Annotated in this window: 25 protein-coding genes and 1 tRNA gene; 17 read left to right on the top strand and 9 right to left on the bottom strand. The window is 63.5% G+C overall.

The genetic code is table 11. The features are described 5' to 3' along the window. Positions 1 to 16: 16 nt before the first annotated feature. From pstC to LFT43_RS00700, 5 genes are all read left to right on the top strand, one after another. Positions 17 to 949: a phosphate ABC transporter permease subunit PstC gene (pstC, locus tag LFT43_RS00680; protein ID WP_395800295.1), complete on the top strand. Its 933-nt coding sequence runs from the start codon at positions 17 to 19 to the stop codon at positions 947 to 949. Continuing rightward, positions 949 to 2,058 carry a phosphate ABC transporter permease PstA gene (pstA, locus tag LFT43_RS00685; RefSeq protein ID WP_395800297.1) on the top strand — a complete coding sequence of 370 codons (1,110 nt, stop codon included), beginning with the start codon at positions 949 to 951 and terminating at the stop codon, positions 2,056 to 2,058. Before pstC ends, pstA begins: the two co-directional genes overlap by 1 nt. A 48-nt stretch (positions 2,059 to 2,106) precedes the next feature. Continuing rightward, positions 2,107 to 2,886, top strand: coding sequence for a phosphate ABC transporter ATP-binding protein PstB (gene pstB / locus LFT43_RS00690; protein ID WP_395800299.1), 780 nt, complete (start codon positions 2,107 to 2,109; stop codon positions 2,884 to 2,886). A 470-nt stretch (positions 2,887 to 3,356) separates the two neighbouring features. After that, positions 3,357 to 3,974 (top strand): hypothetical protein, encoded by a 618-nt coding sequence (locus LFT43_RS00695; protein ID WP_395800301.1) that lies wholly within the window; start codon positions 3,357 to 3,359, stop codon positions 3,972 to 3,974. Beyond that, on the top strand, positions 3,971 to 4,243 hold the full coding sequence (locus tag LFT43_RS00700; protein ID WP_395800303.1) for a hypothetical protein: 273 nt from the start codon (positions 3,971 to 3,973) through the stop codon (positions 4,241 to 4,243). Before LFT43_RS00695 ends, LFT43_RS00700 begins: the two co-directional genes overlap by 4 nt. A 1,026-nt stretch (positions 4,244 to 5,269) precedes the next feature. On the opposite strand, the gene LFT43_RS00705 is transcribed toward LFT43_RS00700, so the two are convergent. The 3 genes from LFT43_RS00705 to LFT43_RS00715 all read right to left on the bottom strand — a co-directional run bounded on the left by LFT43_RS00705 (position 5,270) and on the right by LFT43_RS00715 (position 7,800). Beyond that, positions 5,270 to 6,280: an anion permease gene (locus LFT43_RS00705; RefSeq protein ID WP_395800305.1), complete on the bottom strand. Its 1,011-nt coding sequence runs from the start codon at positions 6,278 to 6,280 to the stop codon at positions 5,270 to 5,272. A gap of 4 nt (positions 6,281 to 6,284) precedes the next feature. After that, a complete protein-coding gene (locus tag LFT43_RS00710) occupies positions 6,285 to 6,902 on the bottom strand; it encodes a DUF47 domain-containing protein (protein WP_265980650.1) in 618 nt (205 codons plus the stop codon). Positions 6,903 to 7,140: 238 nt separating this feature from the next. Then, positions 7,141 to 7,800: a hypothetical protein gene (locus LFT43_RS00715; protein WP_078106945.1), complete on the bottom strand. Its 660-nt coding sequence runs from the start codon at positions 7,798 to 7,800 to the stop codon at positions 7,141 to 7,143. Positions 7,801 to 8,077: 277 nt separating this feature from the next. On the opposite strand from LFT43_RS00715, the gene LFT43_RS00720 reads away from it, so the two are divergent. The 9 genes from LFT43_RS00720 to LFT43_RS00760 all read left to right on the top strand — a co-directional run bounded on the left by LFT43_RS00720 (position 8,078) and on the right by LFT43_RS00760 (position 14,259). Beyond that, positions 8,078 to 8,153, top strand: a tRNA-Lys gene (locus LFT43_RS00720). A 75-nt stretch (positions 8,154 to 8,228) separates the two neighbouring features. Continuing rightward, a complete protein-coding gene (locus LFT43_RS00725; protein WP_395800308.1) occupies positions 8,229 to 8,837 on the top strand; it encodes a DedA family protein in 609 nt (202 codons plus the stop codon). 202 nt (positions 8,838 to 9,039) lie between these two features. Then, positions 9,040 to 9,342, top strand: coding sequence for an urease subunit gamma (locus LFT43_RS00730; RefSeq protein ID WP_184740677.1), 303 nt, complete (start codon positions 9,040 to 9,042; stop codon positions 9,340 to 9,342). A 9-nt stretch (positions 9,343 to 9,351) separates the two neighbouring features. Further along, positions 9,352 to 9,738: an urease subunit beta gene (locus tag LFT43_RS00735; RefSeq protein WP_395800310.1), complete on the top strand. Its 387-nt coding sequence runs from the start codon at positions 9,352 to 9,354 to the stop codon at positions 9,736 to 9,738. Further along, positions 9,735 to 11,519 (top strand): urease subunit alpha, encoded by a 1,785-nt coding sequence (gene ureC, locus LFT43_RS00740; RefSeq protein ID WP_395800312.1) that lies wholly within the window; start codon positions 9,735 to 9,737, stop codon positions 11,517 to 11,519. Before LFT43_RS00735 ends, ureC begins: the two co-directional genes overlap by 4 nt. 16 nt (positions 11,520 to 11,535) lie before the next feature. After that, positions 11,536 to 12,015 carry an urease accessory protein UreE gene (gene ureE / locus LFT43_RS00745; RefSeq protein ID WP_395800314.1) on the top strand — a complete coding sequence of 160 codons (480 nt, stop codon included), beginning with the start codon at positions 11,536 to 11,538 and terminating at the stop codon, positions 12,013 to 12,015. A gap of 51 nt (positions 12,016 to 12,066) precedes the next feature. Next, positions 12,067 to 12,732, top strand: coding sequence for an urease accessory protein UreF (locus LFT43_RS00750; RefSeq protein ID WP_395800316.1), 666 nt, complete (start codon positions 12,067 to 12,069; stop codon positions 12,730 to 12,732). Positions 12,733 to 12,748: 16 nt separating this feature from the next. Then, positions 12,749 to 13,366, top strand: a complete 618-nt coding sequence (gene ureG / locus LFT43_RS00755) for an urease accessory protein UreG (protein WP_078106937.1) — start codon at positions 12,749 to 12,751, stop codon at positions 13,364 to 13,366. Positions 13,367 to 13,428: 62 nt separating this feature from the next. Next, positions 13,429 to 14,259 carry an urease accessory protein UreD gene (locus LFT43_RS00760; protein ID WP_395802835.1) on the top strand — a complete coding sequence of 277 codons (831 nt, stop codon included), beginning with the start codon at positions 13,429 to 13,431 and terminating at the stop codon, positions 14,257 to 14,259. Between the two features lie 36 nt (positions 14,260 to 14,295). Here the strand turns inward: LFT43_RS00760 and LFT43_RS00765 are convergent, their stop codons facing one another. Continuing rightward, positions 14,296 to 15,321 (bottom strand): PHP domain-containing protein, encoded by a 1,026-nt coding sequence (locus tag LFT43_RS00765; protein WP_395800318.1) that lies wholly within the window; start codon positions 15,319 to 15,321, stop codon positions 14,296 to 14,298. A 291-nt stretch (positions 15,322 to 15,612) separates the two neighbouring features. Between LFT43_RS00765 and malQ the strand changes: the two genes are divergently transcribed. Then, positions 15,613 to 17,841, top strand: coding sequence for a 4-alpha-glucanotransferase (gene malQ / locus LFT43_RS00770; protein ID WP_395800320.1), 2,229 nt, complete (start codon positions 15,613 to 15,615; stop codon positions 17,839 to 17,841). Positions 17,842 to 17,898: 57 nt separating this feature from the next. On the opposite strand, the gene LFT43_RS00775 is transcribed toward malQ, so the two are convergent. From LFT43_RS00775 to LFT43_RS00795, 5 genes are read right to left on the bottom strand one after another with little or no spacing between them, the layout of a single operon-like run. Further along, on the bottom strand, positions 17,899 to 18,969 hold the full coding sequence (locus LFT43_RS00775; protein WP_395800322.1) for a lactonase family protein: 1,071 nt from the start codon (positions 18,967 to 18,969) through the stop codon (positions 17,899 to 17,901). Positions 18,970 to 19,001: 32 nt separating this feature from the next. Beyond that, the gene (locus LFT43_RS00780) at positions 19,002 to 19,832 is read right to left on the bottom strand and encodes an aldo/keto reductase (protein ID WP_395800324.1); all 831 of its coding nucleotides are present in this window, start codon (positions 19,830 to 19,832) and stop codon (positions 19,002 to 19,004) included. A gap of 19 nt (positions 19,833 to 19,851) precedes the next feature. Further along, the gene (locus tag LFT43_RS00785) at positions 19,852 to 20,856 is read right to left on the bottom strand and encodes an NAD-dependent epimerase/dehydratase family protein (RefSeq protein ID WP_395800326.1); all 1,005 of its coding nucleotides are present in this window, start codon (positions 20,854 to 20,856) and stop codon (positions 19,852 to 19,854) included. Further along, a complete protein-coding gene (locus tag LFT43_RS00790; protein ID WP_395800328.1) occupies positions 20,853 to 21,824 on the bottom strand; it encodes an aldo/keto reductase in 972 nt (323 codons plus the stop codon). The genes LFT43_RS00785 and LFT43_RS00790 overlap by 4 nt, the downstream gene beginning before the upstream one ends. Before the next feature lie 47 nt (positions 21,825 to 21,871). Then, complete coding sequence (locus LFT43_RS00795; RefSeq protein WP_395800330.1) at positions 21,872 to 22,717, bottom strand: aldo/keto reductase; 846 nt, start codon at positions 22,715 to 22,717, stop codon at positions 21,872 to 21,874. 165 nt (positions 22,718 to 22,882) lie between these two features. On the opposite strand from LFT43_RS00795, the gene LFT43_RS00800 reads away from it, so the two are divergent. Together LFT43_RS00800 and LFT43_RS00805 are read left to right on the top strand one after the other, a co-directional pair. Continuing rightward, positions 22,883 to 23,785, top strand: a complete 903-nt coding sequence (locus LFT43_RS00800; protein ID WP_395800332.1) for a helix-turn-helix transcriptional regulator — start codon at positions 22,883 to 22,885, stop codon at positions 23,783 to 23,785. 193 nt (positions 23,786 to 23,978) lie between these two features. Further along, on the top strand, positions 23,979 to 24,311 hold the full coding sequence (locus LFT43_RS00805; RefSeq protein ID WP_395800334.1) for a hypothetical protein: 333 nt from the start codon (positions 23,979 to 23,981) through the stop codon (positions 24,309 to 24,311). The last annotated feature ends 51 nt before the right edge of the window (positions 24,312 to 24,362 follow it).

The following is a 24,362-nucleotide window of genomic DNA, read 5'->3' on the forward strand; positions in this document are numbered from 1 at the left end:
TCTGAAGGATCGTGAAGTGACCACCAACTCCTTGACCACTTCCCAAGGTGCCGGACGCGCCGGGGACAAGGTCTTCTCCGGAGCCACCCTGGCCGCGGGATGCCTGATCCTCCTGGTCCTTTTCGGCGTCGCACTTTTCCTTGTAATCCAAGCCATTCCGGCCCTTGTGGCTCCACCTGCCGATATCCAAGGCGGCCACGGCTTCTTCGCCTACATTGGGCCGATCGTGGTGGGAACCCTGATTGCCGCCGTCATCGCGCTTGTGATCGCTACCCCCGTTGCCATCGGGGTCGCCTTGTTCATCTCGCACTATGCGCCCCGCAAGCTTGCCTCGGGCCTTGGCTACGTGGTGGACCTCCTGGCTGCCATTCCCTCCGTTGTCTACGGCGCATGGGGTGCGGCATTCCTTGCCCCCCAGATCTCGCCCGCCTACAACTGGCTGGCCAGCACCATGGGCTGGTTGCCGATTTTCCAAGGGCCGGCCTCGGCTACCGGCAAGACCATCCTGACCGCGAGCATCGTCCTCTCCGTCATGGTCTTGCCGATCATCACTTCCCTCTCGCGTGAGATCTTCCTGCAGACCCCGAAGCTCCACGAAGAAGCCGCCCTGGCCCTCGGCGCGACGCGTTGGGAAATGATCAGGATGGCTGTTTTGCCTTTCGGCCGCCCGGGTATCGTGAGCGCCATCATGCTGGGCCTCGGCCGTGCACTTGGCGAGACCATGGCCGTAGCGCTGGTCCTGTCCTCCGGGGTCCTGACCGCAAGCCTGATCCAGTCCGGCAACCAGACCATCGCCGCGGAAATTGCCTTGAACTTCCCTGAAGCCAGCGGACTCAAGGTCAGTACGTTGATCGCAGCCGGTTTGGTATTGTTCGTCATCACCCTCGGTGTCAACATGATTGCACGCTGGATCATCACCAGGCACAAAGAATTCTCGGGAGCCAACTAATGACTGTCACAGCCCCCGTGGCGCGCAAACGCTCTGCCCTGACCAAGGGCCAGTTGCCCGACTTCGCACCTTACGTCGTCCTTGCCGTTGCCTTGGTACTCGGCGCAGCGATCCTTGCACTGATCGGCTTCAACGCCTTCGGCTGGGGCCTCGTCTCCGCCATCCTCTTCACGATCGGGCTGGTCGGCTGGAGCGCGGCCGTAGAAGGCGGCCGCAAGGCGCGCGACAAACTCGCGACTTGCCTTATTGTCGGCTCATTCCTTGTGGCGCTGCTGCCCCTGATTTCGGTGATCTGGACCGTCCTGGTGAATGGCATCCCGGGCATCATCACCCCCGGCTTCCTGACGACATCCATGAATGGCGTCACAGGCGCCCTCGACAACAAGAGCGTCGATGAAGGGACCAAGGTCCTCGGCGGCATCTACCACGCGCTCCTGGGCACCGTGCAGATCACCCTGCTGGCCACTGTCATCTCGGTGCCGGTGGGCCTGCTGACTGCGATCTACCTCGTCGAGTACGGCAACGACCGGGCCCTCGCCCGTGCCATCACGTTCTTCGTCGACGTCATGACCGGGATCCCCTCGATCGTGGCAGGTCTCTTTGCCGCGGCCTTCTTCTTCGCCGTGGTCGGCCCGGGCACCAAGACCGGTGCGGTCGCCGCCGTCGCGCTTTCAGTCTTGATGATCCCGGTTGTGGTTCGCTCCAGCGAGGAAATGCTCAAGATCGTCCCCAACGAGCTCCGTGAGGCGGCTTACGCGCTGGGTGTTCGCAAGTGGCGCACCATCCTCAAAGTGGTCATCCCGACGGCGATTTCCGGCATCGCTTCCGGCGTCACCTTGGCGATTGCCCGCGTTATTGGCGAGACGGCACCGATCTTGGTAACCGCAGGTTTTGCCACGACCATCAACAACAACGTATTTGGCGGCTGGATGGCCTCGCTGCCTACATTCATCTACACGCAGATCCTGAACCCGACCTCGCCGTCCAACCCGGACGCGTCGAGCCAGCGGGCATGGGGTGCCGCGCTGGTCCTGATCATCCTGGTGATGCTCCTGAATCTCGGCGCCAGGCTGATCGCCCGGATCTTCGCCCCCAAGGCCGGCCGTTGAGCCGCCAGGCCACCTGCAAACTTCCAACCACAGCACCGAAGGAACACCATGTCTAAGCGGATCGACGTCAAGGATCTGAACGTCTACTACGGCAGTTTCCTGGCCGTTGAAGGCATCAACATCAGCATCGAAGCCAAATCGGTCACGGCGTTCATTGGCCCGTCCGGTTGTGGCAAGTCCACCTTCCTGCGCACGCTGAACCGCATGCACGAGGTGCTGCCGGGCGCGCGCGTCGAGGGTGAAGTCTTGCTCGACGGCGACAACCTCTACGGTGCCGGCGTGGACCCGGTGACTGTCCGCAGCCAGGTGGGCATGGTTTTCCAACGCCCCAACCCGTTCCCCACGATGTCCATCCGCGACAACGTGCTGGCCGGCGTCAAGCTGAACAACAAGAAGATCACAAAGGGTGCGGCCGACGCGCTCGTGGAGAAGTCGCTCCGTGGCGCCAACCTGTGGAACGAGGTCAAGGACCGCCTGGCGAAGCCGGGTTCCGGACTCTCCGGCGGCCAGCAGCAGCGGCTCTGTATTGCCCGCGCCATCGCTGTGGAACCGCAGGTTATCCTCATGGACGAGCCCTGCTCCGCGCTGGACCCCATCTCCACCTTGGCCGTCGAAGACCTCATCAATGAGCTCAAGGACGAGTACACCGTGGTGATCGTGACCCACAACATGCAGCAGGCAGCGCGCGTTTCCGACAAGACGGCGTTCTTCAACATTGCCGGCACTGGCAAGCCGGGCAAGCTCATCGAGTTCGCGGACACCACCACCATCTTCAACAACCCGTCCCAGAAAGCCACGGAAGACTACGTCTCCGGCCGCTTCGGATAACCACTTCGGAATCTCCATCGATTGCTGAGCAACGGTCGTTTTAGACGTCCAAAACGACTGTTGGGGAGCAATCGATGCGAAAAGCCCGACGGCGATGGTCACCTTGGAAGGTGACTGCCGCCGTCGGGCTTTTGCGTGCCTAGCTGGGTGAGTATGTCAACCTGATTCAGGACCATGGAGGCGGTCCGATCCAGGACCACCCACGACCTTGACGACCAGCGCCAGCGAAGCGCGCTCTACCGATCACGGTGTGCCGTCCGCGACCTGCTCGGAGCGGACAATGGGAAAGGCAGACCGCATTCGTCGAAGATACTGGGCCCCTTCCCGACGGTCATAAACACGCCGGTGCGATGCCAGCGGCGAACCAAGAGCTGCATATCGAGTACCCTGTGGTCTTGTCTGGGAGGGCGTTGCGGCTTGCATAGTGCCCCACCGGCCCAGACTCGATTGAATAATTCTTGGGGGAACAATTGAAAATCAAAAAATGGGTCGGAGGCTGTACAACCGTAGGGTTGGCAGTTTCCGTTGTTTTGTCGGGCGCGACGCTAGTGGCCGCGCCCGCTTCGGCCGCAATTCCGGCCACAGTCCGACTGGCCGTTTCGGATGGTCCGTCGTGGACATCAACCACGGCCAAGGCAAATTTTGCTCCAGGCGTATCAACAGTTCTTCTTGTGAAGAACACCTATCCTGACGCTATCGCCATTGCCACTCCTTTGGCGGCTAAGCTCGGCGCGCCGTTGCTCGTCGTTGACGGCGGCGGAGGTAGCCAAGACACCGCTACACTTGCGGCGCTCGACTATCTGAAGCCTTCCAGGGGTCTGCTCATCGGTCCAGACTGGTCGCCGAAGTTCCCGATCTATGGCTCTATCGCTTCCAAAGTTGCAACCGTCGAGATGATCAACGGCCCTGGGCGAATCGGCCTGTCAGAGGCCGTCGCCCAGAAGTTTGCTCAGAGCTCAAGCGATGCCTTCATAGCCAGTGGGGTGAACGCAAGCGACACGGCGACGGCTGCAAGCGCAGCAGCAGCTCTGCGTGTTCCTTTGGTTCTCACTGAGACGGCTACAATTCCTTTGCCGCCGGCCCCGTGAACGAGCTGAAGAGGCTCGGGATCAAGAACACATATCAGGTCGGCGCCTTGCCGGCTGCGGACAGTGAAGTCCTGATGAAGGCTTTCTTTGAAGCGAAGATTGAGAATTCGCAGACTTCTGGCGCAACTCCAGAAGACCGAAATTTTGAGATCGCTTCGGTTCTTGAGGTGAAGAACGTCGATACCAGCAAGATCTATGTTGGTTCGACTTCGTATCCGCAGGAAGCCATTACGGCAGCCGCTCAGGCGCACGTGGCACCGCTACACTAATCGGCATTACTTGCGCCAACGAATACACAGACGCTGCGCCAACAACGTCGTTGCAGAACATGTATGAAGTCATTCCGGTCGGAGAGCCCACCAACAATGCCTGTGGAGCGGCAATAGCACCGCCATCGGCACGAGTGGGCTTGGCTTCTACGGCGTTGAGTGTGCCTACTCAGCTGCCGGGTGCAACGACGTCCGCAGTCTCGGCCTTCGCGGTGGAATCATCAGCAGAGGCGCCGCGCGCGACTCCCACCTTGGCCGAGCAGGCCCTGATGCAGCCTGTCGGCTCAGGGGCTGCTCCGGGAGCGAGGGGCGCCGTGGCGGCCCAGCAGACGGTCCTGCCGTGGGTCTTCCGACACCGCATCTTTATCCGCGACCCGCTTGTCCGCCCGATGCCTTGGCATGGTCAAGTGATGTACGGCGACCGGCGTGGTTTCAGCGCTTGGGACGGAACTCACCGGACACAGGTCGACACAACGTTCAGTTTCGATTCCCAGTGGAGAGCCACAGGTGCGACGGCAACAAAGAATGTTGGGCAGAGCATCGAATACAACTGCCCAGACATCTCTAGCTACAACAACTGCACTGAAACCGGGCGTAGGACCGCCAGCGGTATTGGGATCTACACATCCTGAACCGTCCCGGGAATCACGCCGCCAACAAACAGGCGGCATGATTCCCGGGACGGTTCAGTTTGCCCAGGCCGGTGTTTTCAGGGTCTTGATCCGGTTCTCGCGCCTGCCCCGGGCCTCACCAAAGCTTGGCGGACAGTGTCCCTGCCGATCTGGTGCCGCCTTGCCAGCTCCCGGATCGACAATCCCTCCACTCGGGGATCCCTGCGGATCCTCGCGAACAACTCCACGCGCAACCTCATCCGGACCTCCAACGCTCGTCTCATCAGATGAAACAAGACTCGTGGTGGTCCTAAATCAAACCGTCACATTGGGTCCGGCGGGTCGCAAGGTGGTCCTGGATCAGGCCGTCATAGGGGTCCTGAATGAAGCTGCCACACTCAGCGCGGCTCGCTGGTCAGCGCGACAGCGGCGAGAGGGCTAATCCAAGGACGAACGCCACCGCGGCGGTGACGACCGGCGTCGCGACCCAGAACCCCAGGATCCGCAGCACCATCCGACGGTTGGTGACGGAAAAGTTCTGGTTGGTTCCTGCTCCGAGCACCGCCGACGTCACAGTGTGGGTGGTGGAAAGCGGCAAATGGAGCCCGATGGCACCGACAAACAGCATGAGCGAGGTCAGGCTCTGGGCCACGAATCCACGCAACGGGTCCACCCTGGTCAGCTTGTAACCCAAGGTGTAGGAGATTCGCCAGCCGCCACAAAGTGTTCCCGCCGTGAGCATGACAGCCGTCAGGAGGATGACCCAGAACGGGAGGTCGTCGTGGTCGGACACTCCTGCCGCCACAGCGCCCAGCAGTATCACGGCCACGGTTCGTTGCCCGTCTTGCAGTCCATGGCCGAATGCCACCGCGGCTGCCGAGACGGACTGGGCATGGCGGAAACGGCCGTGTACAACATCGGGCTGGGTGTAGCGCGCCGCCCACGTGACAGGCCACACGAGGAGGTAGGCGCCAATGAAGGCGACCATAGGGGACAGCAGCAGCGGCAGGACCACCTGCACCAGCATGATACTGTCCACCCCGTTGATGTGGCCTCCCCCCATGACCGCGCTTGCAACTCCGGCGCCGGCCAGGCCTCCCACGAGGGCATGGGTTGATGAGAGAGGCACCCCGCGCCACCAAGCGTAGGTTCCCCAGAGGATGGCGCTGCACAACCCCGCAGCGAGTACCGTCAGCCCATTCATGCCCGAGGGAAGAGCCACCCACGACTGGCTGAAAATCAGGGCGAAACCGCCGCTGAGCAGAACGCCGGCGAAGTTGAAAACCGCCGCCAAAAGCACGGCAACAGAAGGAGTGAGGGCGCGGGTACGCACGGACAGCGCGACGGCGGTGGAGACATCGCGGAAGCCGTTGAGGAACGCGAACCCAGCCGCCAGCGTCACCACGAGGGCGAAGAACGCGACCATCACCTCATGCTTCCTTGACGATGATACTGCCTACCTGGGTGGCGACGCGGCGCATGTCCTTGGTGACGTCCACCAGTTGGTTGGCTACGTCACGGTTCCTCGAAAACTGTGCGGACTTCATGTCTCGGAGCATCTCTGCCACCCAGGTCCGGTGGCTGCGCTCGGCACGCTTGGCCAGCCGGAGGACCTCGATCCAGTAGTCCTCGAGCTCGTCCAGGTCGTCCAGCTGGCGCATGGCATCAACCGTGAGTTCTGCCTGGCGGCTGATGATCTCCAACTGATCCGCCGCGCGCTTAGGCAGCCGGTCCAGCTTATAGAGGGCCACGAGCTCGCCAGCGGCGTCCAGTTTCTCCATTGCCTCGTTGAGGAAGCGCGAAAGGGCGTACATGTCCTCGCGGGGGAGCGGGTTCACGAAGCTCGTGCGCATGTGGGTCAGCAAGGCGAAATGCAGATCTGTGGATTTCGCCTCGTGTTCGTGCATCTCTTCCACAAGCCGTTCGTGCTCCGCGACAGGGGCTCCGAAAATCTCGGAAAGCGTCCCTGTGGCCTCAAGAATCTGACGAGCCATCTGCGAAAGCAACTGCAAACCGGCGGGTTCTTGAGGGAAGAGACGCAGCTTCATTTGGCTTCCGGTGGGCGAGGTGGACGGGGACTGAGCGGCGTCTTCGCCGAAAGGCATAAAAATGGTGCCGAACCGGATACGCCTCTCGGCGGTAGGCCGCTCGAAGCGGCTATAAGTTGAAGCCCGGGGGTTTCGCGGTTCGACACCAGTTTCAGTTTTCTACGTCGGCCGAACTAAGTCAACATTGACAGCTGGCGGTCGGGGTGATTTCGGCGGCCCCTCACCCTGAGGTCTCACGTTAATCCAACTCACCGAGGCGCCACGCGTTGGCGGCGTGCTCAAGGTCCTCAGCGGTTTTGACGAGCTGATGCGAGTTCCGGGTCAACTTGCTCGCGTGACCCTCATTGGAATGTTCTGCGCTGTCCGCCAGGGTGGCTTGGCCGAGCGCGACGACGCGGCAGAACGCAGCCGAGCGTTCCAGCGCGACGTCGAAATCGCCGTCGAACGCTCCTGAGAGGATGGCGTCCGCCATCTGCTTCATTTCGTCGGCTCCCGGCGGCTCCGCGGCTCCTGCCACAACGTGTGAAACCTGTGCGGTGTCCCGGCCGGCCTTGAAGTACACGGAGATGCGCTCGGAGTTCTGCATGGTCGCCGCGCGCAGTGCATAGAGCCGCCACAAAGCGCCGGGCAAGGACCGCGCCGGGCTCTCGGCCCACATCTCGGCGATGGCTTCGAGGCCCTGCTCGTCGGCGAGCTTCACCAGGCGCCTGGTGATCTTAGGATCGTCGCTATCGCGGCCTCGCCGCACGAGGGCCTGGGCGGCAAGGTGCGCGGCTTCGGACACACGCGCGGGGTCCGCTCCGCCGGCAAACGGCTCGAAGTCAACCGGCGCGAAGGGTTTCGGCTTGTGATGCCTATTTGCCCCGCCGTACACAGGAGGTCCCGATTGTTCGCTCATGCCCCAACGCTACTCCTGTGCCTTCGCTCGTGCACTCTTGAACGGTGGATGATGCCGGGGCCCTCGGCGGCGCCGTCGCGTTCTCCCCAGGTTTGGATCCGCGGGGGCGGCGACATGCCGTTGCTGCCGTGGGTCGTCGTCGGGGTTTGGTTCAAAAGAGGGGAGAACGCTACGGGCAGTCGGTTCAAAAGAGGTAACGACGGCGCGGGCGCCCGGCTGTGTCAAAACGCCCCTAAGCTTGGGGTACAGTATTCATGGCTGTTTCTACAGTCGGCAGGGGCCTTTAGCTCAGTTGGTAGAGCATCGGACTTTTAATCCGTGGGTCGTGGGTTCGATCCCCACAGGGCCCACCATTGTGAAAGGCGCGGGCAACCGCGCCTTTTCTCTTTTTCTGCCCAAGCGCGCCTTCAACTGCGAGACTGTTCTTCATGCAGGCCCTTTTGGATGGACTCTTGAATACCAGCCCGCTCCTGATCGGGTGCATAGTTTTCGCCCTCGTCTTCGCCGAGGACGCAATTTTTGTAGGCTTTGTGATCCCCGGCGAAACGGCGGCTGTGGTGGGCGGGGTGATTGCAAGCCGTGGAATCTTCCCTTTGTGGCTCATGATCGCCATTGTTGTGACTGCCGCGATCACGGGCGACACCGTGGGCTACGAAATAGGCAAGCACTTTGGTCCCCGGGTGATGGCCCTGAAGATCCTGGACAAGAGACGTGCCCAACTGCAAAGGGCCGAGGACTTCCTCAAAGACAAGGGCGGCCTCGCCGTGTTCCTGGGCCGGTTTACTGCCTTTTTCCGTGCCGTCATGCCGGCTCTCGCCGGACTCAGCCGCATGCCCTACCGGCGCTTCGCGTGCTGGAACTTCAGCGGCGGCATCGTCTGGGGGTCCTTGTTCGTGACGCTCGGTTTTGTGGCTGGAAACTCATACGAGGAAGTGGCCCGCACGGTGGGCCGGGGTGCTGCAGCTGTGGTGGCGGTTGTTGCGGTGGCGATCCTGGTCGTCTGGCAGGTCAGGAAGCATAGGGTCAAGAAAGTTTGAGGAAGCGGTAGCGGAAATCTGGCTGAAACCTGGTCGGCTTAGGCTGGTCACAATCTGTTCGGGAGGAGCGGTGAATGGGCGAACTGGATACGTCTGACGTTTGGCGTTATAACCGTAGTAGCTGCCCCGACGTCCTCGGCTTTTCTGAGTCTTGAGTGAACTGATGTCCGCCTCTGCAGCACACAACTTTTAAGGAGAACCGATGCATCTTTTGCCCCGTGAGCAGGAAAAGCTCATGATCGTGGTCGCGGCCGACCTCGCGCGCCGCCGGCAATCCCGCGGGCTCAAACTCAACTTTCCCGAAGCCGTCGCGATCATCAGCTACGAACTGATTGAGGGTGCCCGAGACGGAAAAACCGTCGCCGATCTCATGAGCTACGGGACAACGCTGCTTCGCCGTGAGGACGTCATGGAGGGCGTGCCCGAGATGATCCATGATGTCCAAATTGAAGCCACTTTCCCAGACGGCACCAAGCTCGTCACCGTCCACGACCCCATCCGCTAGGAGGCCACCATGATTCCCGGTGAGTACCGGCTCCAGGCAGAGCCCATTGAGTGCAACAGCGGACGCGGGGCAATCGCCGTCGAGGTGGTCAACCGTGGTGACCGTCCCGTTCAGGTGGGATCGCACTACCACTTTGCCGAAGCGAACCCGGCCCTCGATTTTGACCGCGGGGCCGCCCACGGCCGCCGCCTTGACGTCCCCGCAGGCACGGCTGCGCGCTTCGAACCTGGCGACTCCAAGACGGTCAGACTGGTGGCCCTTGCGGGCAACCGGGAGGTCTACGGCCTACGGAACGCCGTCAACGGATCGCTTGATTCCGGCACCAGAGAGAACGACGGCGGCGCTGCCGCTGCCACCGAAGGGCCCGGAGCCAGCAAAGAAGGGACAGCCCAGTGAGCTTTGAAATTTCGCGCAAGCAGTACGCAGACCTTTACGGCCCGACGACGGGCGACGCCATCCGCCTGGCTGACACCGAGCTCTTCCTCGAGATTGAAAAGGACTACACGGTCTACGGCGAAGAGGTCATGTTCGGCGGCGGCAAAGTGGTGCGCGACGGCATGGGGCAGAACGGCCAAGTGACCCGCGACGGCCGCTTGCCCGAATCCAACGCAGCTTCGGACCAGGCCCTTGACGTCCCGGACACCGTCATTTCGAACGTGGTTGTCCTTGACTACACCGGAATCTACAAGGCCGATGTGGCGCTCAAGGATGGGCACATCTTCAAGATCGGCAAAGCCGGGAACCCGCAGATCGCCGACGGCGTGGACATCGTGATCGGCGCCAGTACCGAGATGATCGCGGGGGAGGGCAAGATCCTCACCGCAGGCGGCGTTGACACCCACATCCACTACATTTCCCCGGACCAGGTCCCCACTGCCCTGTGCAGTGGCGTCACCACCATGGTGGGCGGTGGCACGGGACCGGCCGAAGGTACCAAGGCCACCACCATCACGCCCGGCAAATGGCACATTTCGCGGATGCTGCAGGCGGCGGAGGGGCTCCCGATCAACATCGGCCTCTTGGGCAAGGGGCACGCCTCTGCCACCGAGCCGCTGGCCGAACAGATCCGTGCAGGCGCAGTGGGCCTCAAAGTCCATGAGGACTGGGGCGCCACGACGTCGTCCATCGACATGTCACTGCGCGTGGCCGATGAATACGATGTGCAGGTAGCCATCCACACCGACACCCTCAATGAGTGCGGATTCGTGGAGGACACCATCAAGGCGATCGACGGCCGCGTGATCCACACCTTCCACACCGAAGGAGCAGGCGGCGGGCACGCTCCGGACATCATCAAGATCGCCGGACTGCCCAACGTGCTCCCGGCATCCACCAACCCCACGCTCCCGTACACGCGGAACACCATCGAAGAACACTTGGACATGCTCATGGTGTGCCACCACCTCAACCCGGACATTCCGGAAGACGTGGCGTTCGCCGATTCCCGCATCCGGGCCGAGACCATCGCGGCGGAAGACGTGCTCCAGGACCTCGGGATCTTCTCCATGACATCCTCGGATTCCCAGGCCATGGGCCGCGTGGGCGAAGTCGTAATCCGCACCTGGCAGGTAGCCGATGCCATGAAGCGGCAGCGAGGCGTCCTCAAGGACCCGTCCGGAGCAAGCCACGGCGCTGCAAACGGCCTGGGCGGGGAAAGCGACAACTTCAGGATCAAGCGCTACATCTCCAAATACACCATCAACCCGGCCATCGCGCAGGGCATGGCGGACTCCATCGGCTCCGTGGAGGTGGGCAAGTTCGCCGACCTCGTCCTCTGGAATCCGGCCTTCTTCGGCGTGAAGCCCGAACTGGTCCTCAAAGGCGGGCAGATTGCCTACGCACTCATGGGCGATTCCAACGGCTCCATCCCCACCCCGCAACCGCGCACCATGCGCCCGATGTTCGCCACCCACGGCAAGGCCCTGCAGGAGTCCTCGATCACCTTCTTGTCCAAGGCGGCCATCGAGGCCGGGGTCCCGGAAGAACTCGGCCTTGAACGGGTCATCCGGCCGGTGTCCGGCATCCGGAAGCTGAGCAAAGCGGACTTGAAGTTCAACGGCGAGACGCCGGATATCGCCGTCGACCCCGAGACCTACAGGGTGACGGTCGACGGCGAAGACGTCACCTGCGAGCCCTCCGACGTGCTGCCCATGGCCCAGCGCTACTTCCTTTTCTAAATCGCCGGAGAAACTGATGATTATCGAAAAGATCCTGGGCAATCTGAACGAACTGCCCAATCCCGAACAGTATGCGGGTCTCCATAAGGAGAAGGTTGTGTTGCCCAGCGCCCAACTGGTCAAACGCATCCAGCGCGTCACCACGGACCACGGCAAGGAGCTCGGCATCCGCCTCCCCGCCGGATCCGGGGACCTGCGCGACGGCGACATCCTCGCCGTCGAGGATGCGAACCTCATCGTGATCTCCGTGCTGCCGACCGACGTCCTGGTCATCGCCGCGCGGAGCATCTACGAAATGGGCGTGGTGGCGCACTCCCTGGGCAACCGGCACCTGCAGGCCCAATTCTTCGACGCCGACTCCGAGTACGGGGCCGAAGTCATGGTGTGCCAGTACGACCACACGGTCGAGGACTACCTCAAACACGTCGGCGTGCCCTACGACCGCCAGGAACGCGTAATGCCGGTGCCTTTCCGCCATGCTGAACACACGCACTAGTCTCCTGGGCCGCTGGTCGGCTGCTTGTCGTCTCGCCTTGAGGGGGCTGACGTGACCTATCAGCTAGCCCTCCAGCAGCTGACTGACTCCGCGTTGCCTACCGGGGCGTTTGCTCACTCGCTCGGGTTCGAGACCTACATCGACCGTGGGCTCGTATCTGATGAAGGAAGTTTTAGGGTGTGGCTGTCCGCGTTCGTGGGGCAGCAGTTGACCTATTCGGATGGGTTGGCCATTCGGTTCCTTTATAAGGGGGCGGACGTGGGGGAGCTGGATGCCCATCTGAGCGCACAGCTACTGCCGCGGCAGTTGCGGGAGGCCAGTACCAAGATGGGCGGGCGGCTGATCGAGATCGGCAGCGAAGTCTTTCCCTCGGCGGAGCTGAAAGCGTATCGGGCCCTGCTGACCACGGGCCGTGCCGCCGGTCATCAGCCGCTGGCGTTCGCCGTCGTCGCGCGCTCGCTCGGCGTGCCGTACGAGGAAGCGCTCGCCGCGTACCTTTTCGCGGCGGTCACCACCCTGACGCAAAACGCCGTGCGCGCCATCCCTCTCGGCCAGAACGCCGGGCAGCGGGTGCTGCGAAAGGCGCACGACGACGTCGCTGCCGCCGTCGAGCGGGTCGCGCACCTGACGCCGGACGACTTCGGGGCCGTGAGCCCGGGGCTGGAAATTTCGCAGATGCGGCACGAATGGCAACGTGCCCGCATGTTCATGAGCTAGAACCAAAGGAGGACACATGTCTGAACCCATCAAGATCGGAATAGGCGGCCCGGTTGGAGCCGGAAAAACGCAGCTCGTGGAGCGCCTGACCCGCCACATGAGCCGGGAAATCTCCATGGCAGCCATCACCAACGACATCTACACGATCGAAGACGCCAAGATCCTCGCGGCCAACGGCATCCTGCCCGAGGACCGCATCATCGGCGTCGAAACCGGCGGCTGCCCGCACACCGCCATCCGCGAAGACACGTCCATGAACACGGCCGCAATCGAGGAACTCAAGAAACGCCACCCGGACCTCCAGGTCATCTTCGTGGAATCCGGCGGCGACAACCTCTCCGCCACCTTCAGCCCCGAGCTCGTGGACTTCTCGATCTACATCATCGACGTTGCCCAGGGAGAGAAGATCCCCCGCAAAGCCGGCCAAGGCATGATCAAGTCGGACCTCTTCATCATCAACAAGACCGATCTCGCACCGTTCGTCGGGGCAGACTTGTCCGTCATGGAGCGGGACTCCAAGGAATTCCGCGGCGACAAACCCTTCTGCTTCACCAACCTCAAAACCGACGAAGGGCTCGACAAGGTCATCGCATGGATGCGGCACGACGTCCTAATGCTCGACCTGGCGCAATGAGTTCACTCGCGAACGCTCTCATCTCACCTGGGCCTTCATCCGCGTCCGCTGATCGGCCCGAGATGGGTCGCCTTGCGCTCATCATAGGGAAACGTGCTCAGCGTTCCGTGGCCGTGCAGCAGTTTCATCAGGGTGCCTTGCGGGTTTTAAGGCCGCATTACTTGGATGGGTCCGGGCAGGTTTGTTATGTCGTCGTCAATCCGGGTGGGGCGTATTTGGGGGCGGATCTCTACGTTGTGGAGGTGGAGGTGGAGGCGGGGGCTTCGTTGCTTTTGACGACGCAATCGGCCACGAAGATTTATCGGACTCCGGGGTCGTTTGCGGAGCAGCGGATGACTATCCGCTTGGGGGAGGGGGCGGAACTGGAGTTGGCTCCGGACCAGCTCATCGCCTACCGGGAGGCCAGCTATCGGCAGAACACGCACATCACTGTGCATCCGACGTCGAGCCTCATCATGGCGGAAGTCATCACCCCCGGCTGGTCGCCAGATGGCGCTTCTTTCAGGTACCTTGAACTCCGGCTCCGGAACGAAATCCAGGTGGAGAGCGACGATGGCACGGCGCTGCTTGCGCTGGACAACCTCCTGATCCGGCCGCCTCTGGGCGATGTGAGCGGAATGGGCTTCATGGAAGGCTACAGCCACCTGGGTTCCCTCATTGTGGTGGATCCGCGGGTTGATCAGGCGCTCGCCGATGAACTACACCGGCTGACCGCGGGGTATGACGCTTACTCGGGCTTGTCGCTGACCCGAACCCTTGCGGGCACAACGGGCCTGGTCTTACGGTCCCTCTCGAACAGCACCGAGGAACTTAATCGATTGCTTGGTGCCTGTGCCGGCCTTTTGCGCGAACGCTGGTACGGCCGGGCGCCGCTGAACCTGAGGAAGTACTGATTTGTCACTCGCCGAGTTCGCTTCGATGTACCGGCGTCAGCCGGGCTGGAGCCACTCAAGAAGCCGATCCACAGGCCACGTCGTGATGATCCGATCGGCGGGTACACCGTTGGCGTCTGCCCGTTCTGCTCCGTACTGCAGGAAATCGAGCTGGCCGGGGGCATGGGCGTCACTGTCGATGCTGAAAAGGCAGCCAGCGTCGAGGGCAACCCGAATCAATCCGTCCGGCGGGTCCTCGCGTTCCGGCCTTGAATTGATCTCGACGGCGACCGAGTGCTCCGCACACGATGCGAACACCTTTTCTGCGTCGAACTCCGATGGAGGCCTTGTTCCGCGCGATCCCTTGACCAATCTGCCGGTGCAATGGCCGAGGACGTTCGTGTGCGGGTTTTCGATGGCGGCGAGCATCCGCCGCGTCATGGACCGTTTGTCCGATCGGAGCTTCGAGTGGACACTGGCCACCACAACGTCCAGTTGACTCAGCAGTTCCACGGACTGGTCCAACTCGCCGTCTTCGAGGATGTCCACTTCAATTCCGGCTAACAGCCGAAAACCGGGCTCCTGCGCGTATCCGTCGTTGATCGCATCCACAACCGTTAGCTGCTCCATCAACCGCTCCGGGCTGAGTCCATTGGCGATGGTGAGGTGGGGGGAGTGATCGGTCAAAGCGAGATATTCCCGTCCGAGAATACGAGCGGCATCGGCCATAATCTCGATCGGTGAACCGCCATCCGACCAGTTGCTGTGGCTGTGCAGATCGCCGCGGAGCTCGGCGTGCAGCTTGTGTCCACCGTTGACCAAAGGCTCGGCGCCGCCACGGCGGAGGTTCTCAAGGTAGTCCGGAACCGTGCCGCCCAGGGCTTGGCTGATCACTTCGAAAGTCCGGCTGCCGATTCCCTTGGTTCGCTTGAGCCGGCCATCCTTGACCCGGGCGGCCAGTTCCTCTTGGCTCAGGCCGGCAATGATGTCCGCAGCTCGGCGAAACGCCTGAACCTTGAAGCCGTCCGCGAGTTCCCGTTCCAGCCAGAAGGCGGTTTCGTTGAGCGCGTCTAGGGCGTCCATAGCTCAATCATGTACCACGCCGCGCCCAGGCGTATGTGAGCGATCGTTCGGGTTTGGGGGCCCATATGTGAGCGAGGGTTGGGGTTTCCTCACGCTCTCTCACTTATGTGGGCGTTTCTGGGGACCCTCACTCACATCATATGAGTGAGCGTTGTGGAAGGCGGCGTCATGCTATCGGAATAACTGCGACGGCCCCGGCCGCCCTGCAATAATCGGAACCAGTTGCCTCGCTCGTGTTGCACGCGGGGCGGTATGCACCTTCGGACGAATCACATTGCAGACGAGGCGGACATGACCAACACTCCCATCCAGCAGGACACCGTGATCCAGCCAACAACGGGGAACCCGGACGCCGCCACCGACGAAGAACTGCTTCGCCAGCTCGCGGACGCTCACGGCGTCGGGACATCTTTCTACGGCTGGGATGGGCTGCAGCACAACGTTTCGCCAACCACCCTGATCCAAGTAATGGGCGCCTTAGGCGTAGCTGCGGATTCCAACCGGCAGATCGAGGCCGCCCTTGTGGAGGCCGAACTGGCGCCGTGGCGGCTGATGCTGCCGCCCGCCGTCGTCGTCCAAGAAGGAATGACGGCTGCCGTGCACGTGCATGTCCGTGACGGTTCGCCGGCGCGCCTGACGATCTCGCTGGAGGATGGAACGGAACTTGCGGCCGCCCAACAGGAGGACTGGGCGCCGCCGCGTGACGTAGATGGCGTGCCCACCGGCCGTGCCACTTTTGAGGTGCCAGCCGGTTTGCCGCTCGGTTGGCATTCGCTCACGGCCGAGTCCGACGGCGTCACGGCCACCGCCACGCTGGCCGTGGTCCCCGCCAAGCTGCAGACGGCGGCGCAGCTCGAGGAACGGCGCGGCTGGGGGCTCGCGACGCAACTGTACTCCGTGCGCTCCAAGCGCTCGTGGGGCATCGGAGACTTCGCGGACCTGGCCGATTTGGCGGCTTTGGCCGGCGCGCGCGGGGCCGACTACGTGCTGGTGAATCCCCTGCATGCCGCGGATCCTGTGCCGCCGGTCCAAGCGTCCCCGTATTCTCCGTCAACCAGGCGGTTCTTCAACCCGCTCTACATCCGCGTGGAAGCCATTCCCGAATTGGCATATGTGAAGCCCCGGAAACGGGCAACGTTGGACCGCCTGGTGGATCAGGTCCACGCGCTCAACAAGAACGCGGAACGGCTGGACCGGGACAAGATCTTCGCAGCCAAGCTCGCCGCCCTGGAACTCCTTCACACGGTCAAACCTTCTCCGGCCCGGCAGCGTGCCTTCGAGGAATTCTGCCGCGAGGCCGGCCCCGGCTTGGACGATTTTGCGCTTTGGTGCGCCATCCGCGAGGACCGATCGCCGGACGACCCCTTCTGGCAGGATCCCGCGGCCACGCTCGGCTCGCCCAAAGTTGAGTCGATGCGCCAGGCTTTGGCCGATCGGATTGGTTTTCACCGCTGGCTTCAGTGGATTTGCGATGAGCAGCTCGAATCGGCCCAGGCTGTGGCGAAGCGTTCCGGCATGCGGCTGGGAGTGGTGCACGATCTCGCCGTCGGGGCGGACCTCAGCAGCGCCGACGCCTGGACGTTGCGCAGCAGCTTCGCGCCGGGTGTCAGCGTGGGCGCACCGCCGGACATGTACAACCAGCTCGGCCAGAACTGGAACCAGCCACCGTGGCACCCAGTCCGTTTGGCCGAGGCGGGCTACGCGCCTTTGCGCGCGATGCTCTCCACTGTCCTTCGCCACGCGGGCGGAATCCGCGTGGACCATATCCTTGGGCTGTTCCGCTTGTGGTGGGTGCCCGCTGGCAACTCCGCTAGCGACGGCGCCTACGTCCGCTACGACCACGAGGCCCTCATCGGCATCCTCGCCCTTGAGGCACACCGTGCCGGCGCTGTGGTCATCGGCGAAGACTTGGGCGTCTTCGAGCCGTGGGTACGGGACTACCTTGCGGCGCGCGGCATCTTGGGCACATCGATCCTTTGGTTCGAGTACGACGGCGACTCGCCCCTGCCGCCCGAACGGTACCGAACACAGGCCCTAGCGAGCGTCAACACCCACGACCTGCCGCCGACCGCCGGGTATCTCGCCGGCGACCACGTGGAACTCCGGGGGCAGCTTGGCTTGCTCGAACGAAGCGTGGCCGAGGAACGGGCCGAGCACGAGGCCAGCCTGGACAAGATGATGGGATTGCTGCGCGAACGCGGCCTGCTGCCTGCCGGATTCGACGACGGCGACGGCGGCCAGACGCTTGGCGAGGAACAGGTCATCGAAGCGTTGCATCGGCTGCTGGCACTCGCGCCGTCTGTGCTCTTGGGCGTTGCGCTGGTGGATGCCGTGGGGGAGCGGAGGGTGCAGAATCAGCCGGGCACGACCTCCGAGGTCTACCCCAACTGGCAAGTGCCGCTGGCCGACGAACACGGCCGCGCGGTCCTGATTGACGATCTCGACGCGAACCCGCGGTTCAATTCCTTGCTGGAGGCGGTTGACGAGGCGGTGCGGGCTAGGCCTCGCATCGAGGCGTGAGGTCTCGCCTCTTCGGGGTCGCGAAAAGGGCGAGACCTCACGTATGGATTAGCCCGGTCAGAGCGCCACGACCAACGCGGTGGGCGAGCCCGTCACCAGTTGGTCCAGGACCTCGCCCGGGATTCCGGTGGCCGGGTCCAGGGCGAAGGTAGTGACTTGGTTGGAACGCTCATGTGCCACGTGGAGCCAGCCGTCTCGGACCAGGTGGTGGCGGGGCCAGTCACCCCCACTGGGCACGTCAGCCACGGGACGGAGCCGGGTCCCGCGGCCTTCGACGGCCAATACCGAGATCCGGTTTGAGCCGCGGATACCGGCGTAGGCGAAGCGATTGTCCGGGGACAGCGCGATTTCGGCGGCCGCATCGCCGTCGGAAGCGCCACCGGCCGTCGCAGGACCACAACTGTGGAGCACAAAGCGGCCGTCCGCGCCAGGGAGCAGTAGCGCCACTTCGACGGAGTACTCGGTCAGGATGAATATGGCGTCGACGGAGGGGTGCTGGACCAAGTGCCGCGGGCCGCTGCCCACGGGGAGGGCGACTTGGTGGTCGGGGAGCAGGCCGGTGTCGGGGAAGTAGTTCCACACCCGTACGAGGTCGAAGCCGAGGTCGGTGGTCATGATCCGGCCGTCGTCGAGCATGAGGCTCGCGTGGGCGCGGCTCACCCGGATGCCGCCTGTGGCGATGTCGATGCCGCCGTCGACGCCGGCGTGTGGATCCTTTGCCGGTGGCGCGGCAAAGCGCGAGGTGATGCCGCCGTCGTCGTCGAGCCCGTAGAGCAGAACGTTGCCGTCCCCCCAGCAGGCCACCACAATGAAGCGGCCGTCCGGGTCCACGGAGACGTGGCAGGCCGCGGCGCCTGCGGGCCAGGCGTCGCCCAGAGGCTCAAGGCCGAAAGGCCCAGTCCGCCGGTAGGCGCGGACCGTTTGAGCGGCCTCGGCTACCGCATAGACCACCGGCAGGGTGGGGTGAACGGCAAGGAACGACGGCGACGGCGCTTCGACGGCGGTGCCCAGCCAACTGAGGCTTCCGTCTTCACGAGCGGCAATGGCACCAATGCCCGTTCCGTGCCCGTTGCTGTCCGCTGTGTACGAACCCGCCCAGATGAGCGTTCCGTCGATGTTCTCTGACATGCCGTCCTCAGGGTTGGTGATGGAGTGCTGTGTCAGTGTCCGTGCACGTCCGAGTCGACGCCGGCGTCGGCACCAGCGTCCAACGTGGCGATCGCCGACATGTCTTCATGGTCCAGGGCAAAGCCGAACACGTCCAGGTTTTCCTTCATGCGCAGCGGATTGGCGGACTTCGGGATGGCAACAAGCCCTTCCTGGACGTGCCAGCGCAGCACAACCTGCCCGGGTGTCCTTCCGTGTTTCCGCGCGATGGCCGCCAAGACGGGAGCGTTCAGGAGATCCCGCCCGGCTCCCAACGGGCTGTACGACTCCGTCGCGATGCCGTGGTTGCCGTTGAAGGCCCGCTCGTTGATCCGGGTAATGGACGGTGAGATCTGGATTTGGTTGACGGCCGGCACCACCGAGGTTTCCTCCAAAAGGCGCTCAAGGTGCGAAGGCTTGAAGTTGGACACGCCGATCGATCGCGCCTTCCCCTCGGCTTGGAGCCGCTCGAAAGTCTCCCAGGTGGAGACGAATTCGTTCCGGTGGGGGAGCGGCCAATGGATCAGCAAGAGGTCCACGTAGTCCAGCCCGAGGCGTCTGAGGGAGCTCTCAAGCCCGTCGACGGCGCGATCGCGGCCCTGGTAGGTGCCGTCCAGCTTGGTGGTGATGAACAGTTCCTCGCGCGGGATGCCGCAGTCCCGGACGCCTTGCCCGACGCCGGCCTCGTTACCGTAGCGGTAAGCCGTGTCGACATGCCGGTAGCCAAGTTCGACGGCGGATACCACCGCCGTGGCGACCTCGGCGTCGTCGAGCGGCCAGGTTCCGAGGCCGATCTGCGGAATGGCATTGCCGTCATTGAGCCTGACGGTCGGAGCAATTGCCATGGTCCTGTCCTTTCAGTTACTAGATCGGCCTCCTTGCCCATTGGACCAGTTGGTCGCTGAGTTTCATGAAGTCCTGGTCCACGTGCTTGATGCCTGGATGTTCATCATGCCACCGGACGATCTCCCGCGCGCCTGCGGCGAACGGAATTTCTGCCCGGTACCAGGGCACCAGGGTTTTGACCTTGGTGTTATCGAAGACCACGGAGTGGGACCTGTCCCCCAGAAGCCCGGGCCCAAGCTCCGGAGAGTGCGCGGCAATGGTCTCCGAGGCGATGTGCACCAGTTCGGGTTCCGGGGCTCCTGCTGCCGCGGCGAAGAGCCGGTAAACCTGGTCCCAAGGCAGCGCTTCGTCCGAGGTGATGGTGTAGCTTTCACCCACAGCCTGCGGCCGGCCGAGAAGCCCCACGAAGGCCACCGCAAAGTCATCCGTGTGGGTGAGGGTCCACAGCGAGGTACCGTCACCGTGGACGATCACCGGCAGCCCCTCGCGCATGCGATGGATGTCCGTCCAACCGCCCAGCAAGGCGATCCGAGCGCGGTCATAGGTATGCGAGGGCCGGACGATGGTGACCGGGAATCCGTCGTGGCGGTAGGCCTGGGTGAGGAGGTCCTCGCAGGCGATCTTGTCCTGGGAGTACTTCCAGAACGGGTTTCTTAACGGGGTCGACTCGAGGATCGGCAGGTGTGCGGGCGGCTTTTGGTAGGCCGACGCCGAGCTGATGAATACGTACTGACCGGTCCGGCCGCGGAACTGCTTGATCGCGGCCGAGACATGCTCCGGAGTGAAAGAGATGAAGTCCGCGACGACGTCGAACTCGCGTCCGTGCAGTACCTCCGACACCTCGGCGGCGTTGCGGATATCCGCCCGGAGCAGTTCGGTTCCTGCCGGTAGGGCCCTGTCCGAGGTCAGTCCGCGGTTGAGGACCGTGAGCCGGTGGCCCAGCGCGACGGCGAGCTTCGCCGCCGCCGCGCTGATGGTCCCGGTCCCGCCGATGAACAGCAGGCGCAAAGGGGCCGAAGTCACCACGCGTAGTCTTCCGGCGCGGTCCGGTGGCCCGGGAAGATGTCGTCGAGCCGCTTGAGTGCATCGGCGTCGAGGGTGACATCCAAAGCCCTGATGGCAGCGTCCAACTGCTCCTGCGTTCGCGGACCCACGATCGGTGCGGTCACGGCCGGTTGGTGCAGCAACCAAGCCAGCGCCACATCGCCAGGCTCGTGGCCAAGGTCGTCGGCGAGGTCCTCGTACTGGCGGATCTGCTCTTCGTGCTTTTTCAGGGTTTCGGCGGCGCGGCCCTCAAGGCGTCGGACCCCGTCGCGCTCTTTCTTCAGAACCCCGCCCAACAGACCGCCGTGCAGCGGCGACCACGGGATCAGCCCGAGGCCGTACTGCTGCGCAGCCGGGATGACTTCAAGCTCGACGTTGCGGGTTAGCAGGTTGTAGATGGACTGCTCACTCACGAGTCCGTTGTAGTTGCGCCGCGCAGCCGCCTCCTGGGCCTGGGCGATGTGCCAGCCGGCGAAGTTGCTGCTGCCGGAGTACAGGATTTTGCCCTGCTGGACGGCAACCTCGATAGCCTGCCAGATCTCGTCCCACGGCGTGTTCCGGTCCACGTGGTGGAACTGGTAGACGTCGATGTAGTCGGTTTGCAGCCGCTTCAGGCTGGCGTCCAAGGCTCGACGGATGTTCAGGGCGGACAGCTTGGACTCGTTGGGGCGGTCCGTCATGGTGCCGTAGAGCTTGGTGGCCAGGACGACGCGTTCGCGGCGCTCGCCGCCCTTGGCAAACCAGCGGCCGATGATTTCCTCGGTCCAGCCGCGGTTGTCGTGGCCGCCGTAGACGTTTGCGGTGTCGAAGAAGTTGATGCCGGAGTCCAGGGCGGAATCCATGATGGAGTGGGCGGCGGATTCCTCTGTCTGCGGGCCGAAGTTCATGGTTCCGAGGCACAGGCGGGAGACGCTGAGGCCGGAGCGGCCCAAGTGGGTGTACTGCATGGTTTAGGTTCCTTACGCTGTGGTGGGTTTTGTTCCTGGTGGGCGTCTTACATCTGGCTGAAGGACGCGACGGCGGGGTCGGCGCCGAGGCGGGCACCGGCGTCGAGCGCGCTGATTGCTGCCAGTTCCTCCGGGGTGAGCCGCAACGACGCCGCTGCGAGGTTCTGGCGGATCCGCTCGGGGTGGACGGACTTGGGGATGACGATGTTGCCGATTCCCAGGTGCCAGGCCAGGACGATCTGCGCCGGGGTGGCGCCGTGCGTTTCGGCCAGTTCGGTGACCGTTTCGGACTCCAGGTCCGCTCCCTGGCCCAGCGGGCTATAGGCCTCGACGGCGATCCCGTGCTGGCGGCTCTTCGCCGCCAGCTCTCGCTGTTGGAACGTCGGGTGCAATTCGATCTGGTTGACGGCGGGTGCGACGTCGGCGGTCGCCAGGAGCGTGTCGAGGTGATGCGGCAGGAAGTTGGAGACGCCGATTGCCCGGGCGCCGCCGTCGCCGTGGATCTTTTCCAGCGCCTTCCATGCGTCCACGAAGAGGCCCTGGGACGGCACCGGCCAGTGGATCAGGTAGAGATCGATGACGTCGAGGCCGAGTTCGCGGCGGCTGTGGTTGAACGCCGACGCTGCCCGGCCTTGTTCGCCGTTGCGGAGTTTGGTGGTGATGAAGAGTTCTTCCCGGGCGATCCCGGAAGCCTTGATCGCGGCACCGACGCCGGATTCGTTCCGGTACGCTGCGGCGGTGTCGATGTGCCTGTACCCGGCTTCAAGGGCGTCCTCCACGGCCTTCTGGGTTTCGGCGGGTGGGACCTGGAAGACGCCGAAGCCGAGCTGGGGGATGGTGACCGAGTTGTTCAGGACGAGCCCGGGAACGGTGGAATTCTGAGCGTTGGACATGTCCGGCCCTTTCGTCGCTGGTGGGTGGATTGCCTGACTGGCTTTTTCGAGCCTATGCACTTTCGACACAACAATCAGTAGTTTTGACGCCCCCTGTTTTTCCTAGGACTCGCAGTCCTACCCTTGGCGGTAGAAACGGGTCTCCCGGAAGGGAAGAATGGGGACATGGGTCAAAGCGCCGAGTTCGGAAGATTCCTCAAAGCCATGCGTGCCCGGATGTCGCCGGAGGATGCAGGGTTGCCCGAAGCGTCCAGCGCACGCCGCGTCCCCGGGCTGCGCAGGGAAGAGATCGCCCGCTTGGCCGATGTCAGCACCGACTACTACACACGCCTCGAACAGGGCCGCCACATCCATCCGTCCCGGGCGGTCCTGGAATCAGTGTCGCGGGCACTTCGCCTGGACTCGAGCGAGCACACTCACATGATGGACCTCCTAGAGCACTGTGCGGAGAGCGCCAAGGCGCCGGCTCCCACTACGCGGGTGCGGCCTGCGCTGCGCCAACTCCTGGACGCTGTGGGCGACGTTCCCGCGCTCCTCCTCGGCCGGCGGAGCGACGTCCTTGGCGCCAACCGCATGGCCGTTTTGTTGTTTGCCGATTTCCCTGCCATGCCTCCCGCCGAGCGAAACCTCACGCGTTGGCTGATCCTGGATCCCCAGGCGCGGGAACTGTTCCGGGACTGGAAAACCGTGGCCGCGGAAGCTGCTGGATCCCTGCGGGCGGACACCGGACGCCACCCTGACGATCCCCAAGCCAACCAGTTGGTGGGCGAGCTCGCTGTCAATAGCGAACATTTCCGCCAATGGTGGGCAGGGCATCGCGTGGCGGCCCGTTCGGCAGGCACCGTTCGCTTGCATCACCCCGCAGTGGGGGACGTTGAGCTCAACTTCGAGAATCTGGCCCTGCCGCAGGACCCGGACCAAGTCCTGCGCGTCTATTCCGCAAAGGCGGGTTCGGCGTCGGACGATGCGCTCAAGCTGCTGGGCAGCTTTGGTGCGGGAACGGCGCTTGGTGCGGGAACGGCGACCAGCCCGGAGCTCTCCGAGCGGCAGGCGACAAGCGAGACATAAGCGAATTGACAGTCCGCGGATGATGATGTCCAGTCCGCAGGCCGCCGGGGCGTCGAAGCGTTCGTCGTCAATGTCTGCTTCGTGGATGATCTCGAGGCAACACAGGTGTCGACCGCCGGACCGCCTCCCGAACGTGGCGATGCGCGTCAAGGTGTCGTCTGGCAGTCGATGTCCGGTTTTCGAGGAGATGTTCATGATTTCGCCCGTGCTTATTGTCCTCTCGGCCGTTTTGTCTGGAGGGGCTGTTTTCGCGGCGGCGCGTCTGGTCAGGTGGCAGGTCCGTCCGGCTCTTCTGGCGGGGGCGGGCACCCTACTGCTGGTGGTCCTCTGGCGTCTCATTGCCAACGCACTGGGCGTGAATGATGATTTTCTGCCCGCGGTCAGTACCGGGGATGCCGGGTGCCTGATCGCCGGCGGCCTCCCTCCCGCCGTGGCGGCCATGATGAACCGAGGGCTCCAGCGCCGGGCAGTTCCCGCCATCGCAGGCGCACTGGCCGCGTTTGTCATCAATGTCGTGATCCTGTGAGCGGCAAGGCAGATCCCATAGACGGTCCGGACGGCAAACCCGTGGTGAGCG

The sequence above is a fragment of the Arthrobacter sp. FW306-04-A genome (assembly GCF_044358315.1).
In the GTDB taxonomy this organism is placed as follows: domain Bacteria; phylum Actinomycetota; class Actinomycetes; order Actinomycetales; family Micrococcaceae; genus Arthrobacter.

Coding starts and splice junctions, on each gene's coding strand:
- LFT43_RS00760 (WP_395802835.1), top strand. CDS start 13,429: ATGGGTCGCCTTGCGCTCATCATAGGGAAACGTGCTCAGCGTTCCGTG.
- LFT43_RS00805 (WP_395800334.1), top strand. CDS start 23,979: ATGATTTCGCCCGTGCTTATTGTCCTCTCGGCCGTTTTGTCTGGAGGG.
- pstB (WP_395800299.1), top strand. CDS start 2,107: ATGTCTAAGCGGATCGACGTCAAGGATCTGAACGTCTACTACGGCAGT.
- ureG (WP_078106937.1), top strand. CDS start 12,749: ATGTCTGAACCCATCAAGATCGGAATAGGCGGCCCGGTTGGAGCCGGA.
- LFT43_RS00705 (WP_395800305.1), bottom strand. CDS start 6,280: ATGGTCGCGTTCTTCGCCCTCGTGGTGACGCTGGCGGCTGGGTTCGCG.
- LFT43_RS00775 (WP_395800322.1), bottom strand. CDS start 18,969: ATGTCAGAGAACATCGACGGAACGCTCATCTGGGCGGGTTCGTACACA.
- LFT43_RS00735 (WP_395800310.1), top strand. CDS start 9,352: ATGATTCCCGGTGAGTACCGGCTCCAGGCAGAGCCCATTGAGTGCAAC.
- LFT43_RS00765 (WP_395800318.1), bottom strand. CDS start 15,321: ATGGACGCCCTAGACGCGCTCAACGAAACCGCCTTCTGGCTGGAACGG.
- ureE (WP_395800314.1), top strand. CDS start 11,536: ATGATTATCGAAAAGATCCTGGGCAATCTGAACGAACTGCCCAATCCC.
- LFT43_RS00710 (WP_265980650.1), bottom strand. CDS start 6,902: ATGAAGCTGCGTCTCTTCCCTCAAGAACCCGCCGGTTTGCAGTTGCTT.
- pstA (WP_395800297.1), top strand. CDS start 949: ATGACTGTCACAGCCCCCGTGGCGCGCAAACGCTCTGCCCTGACCAAG.
- LFT43_RS00725 (WP_395800308.1), top strand. CDS start 8,229: ATGCAGGCCCTTTTGGATGGACTCTTGAATACCAGCCCGCTCCTGATC.
- LFT43_RS00730 (WP_184740677.1), top strand. CDS start 9,040: ATGCATCTTTTGCCCCGTGAGCAGGAAAAGCTCATGATCGTGGTCGCG.
- LFT43_RS00800 (WP_395800332.1), top strand. CDS start 22,883: ATGGGTCAAAGCGCCGAGTTCGGAAGATTCCTCAAAGCCATGCGTGCC.
- malQ (WP_395800320.1), top strand. CDS start 15,613: ATGACCAACACTCCCATCCAGCAGGACACCGTGATCCAGCCAACAACG.
- LFT43_RS00780 (WP_395800324.1), bottom strand. CDS start 19,832: ATGGCAATTGCTCCGACCGTCAGGCTCAATGACGGCAATGCCATTCCG.
- LFT43_RS00790 (WP_395800328.1), bottom strand. CDS start 21,824: ATGCAGTACACCCACTTGGGCCGCTCCGGCCTCAGCGTCTCCCGCCTG.
- LFT43_RS00795 (WP_395800330.1), bottom strand. CDS start 22,717: ATGTCCAACGCTCAGAATTCCACCGTTCCCGGGCTCGTCCTGAACAAC.
- LFT43_RS00715 (WP_078106945.1), bottom strand. CDS start 7,800: ATGAGCGAACAATCGGGACCTCCTGTGTACGGCGGGGCAAATAGGCAT.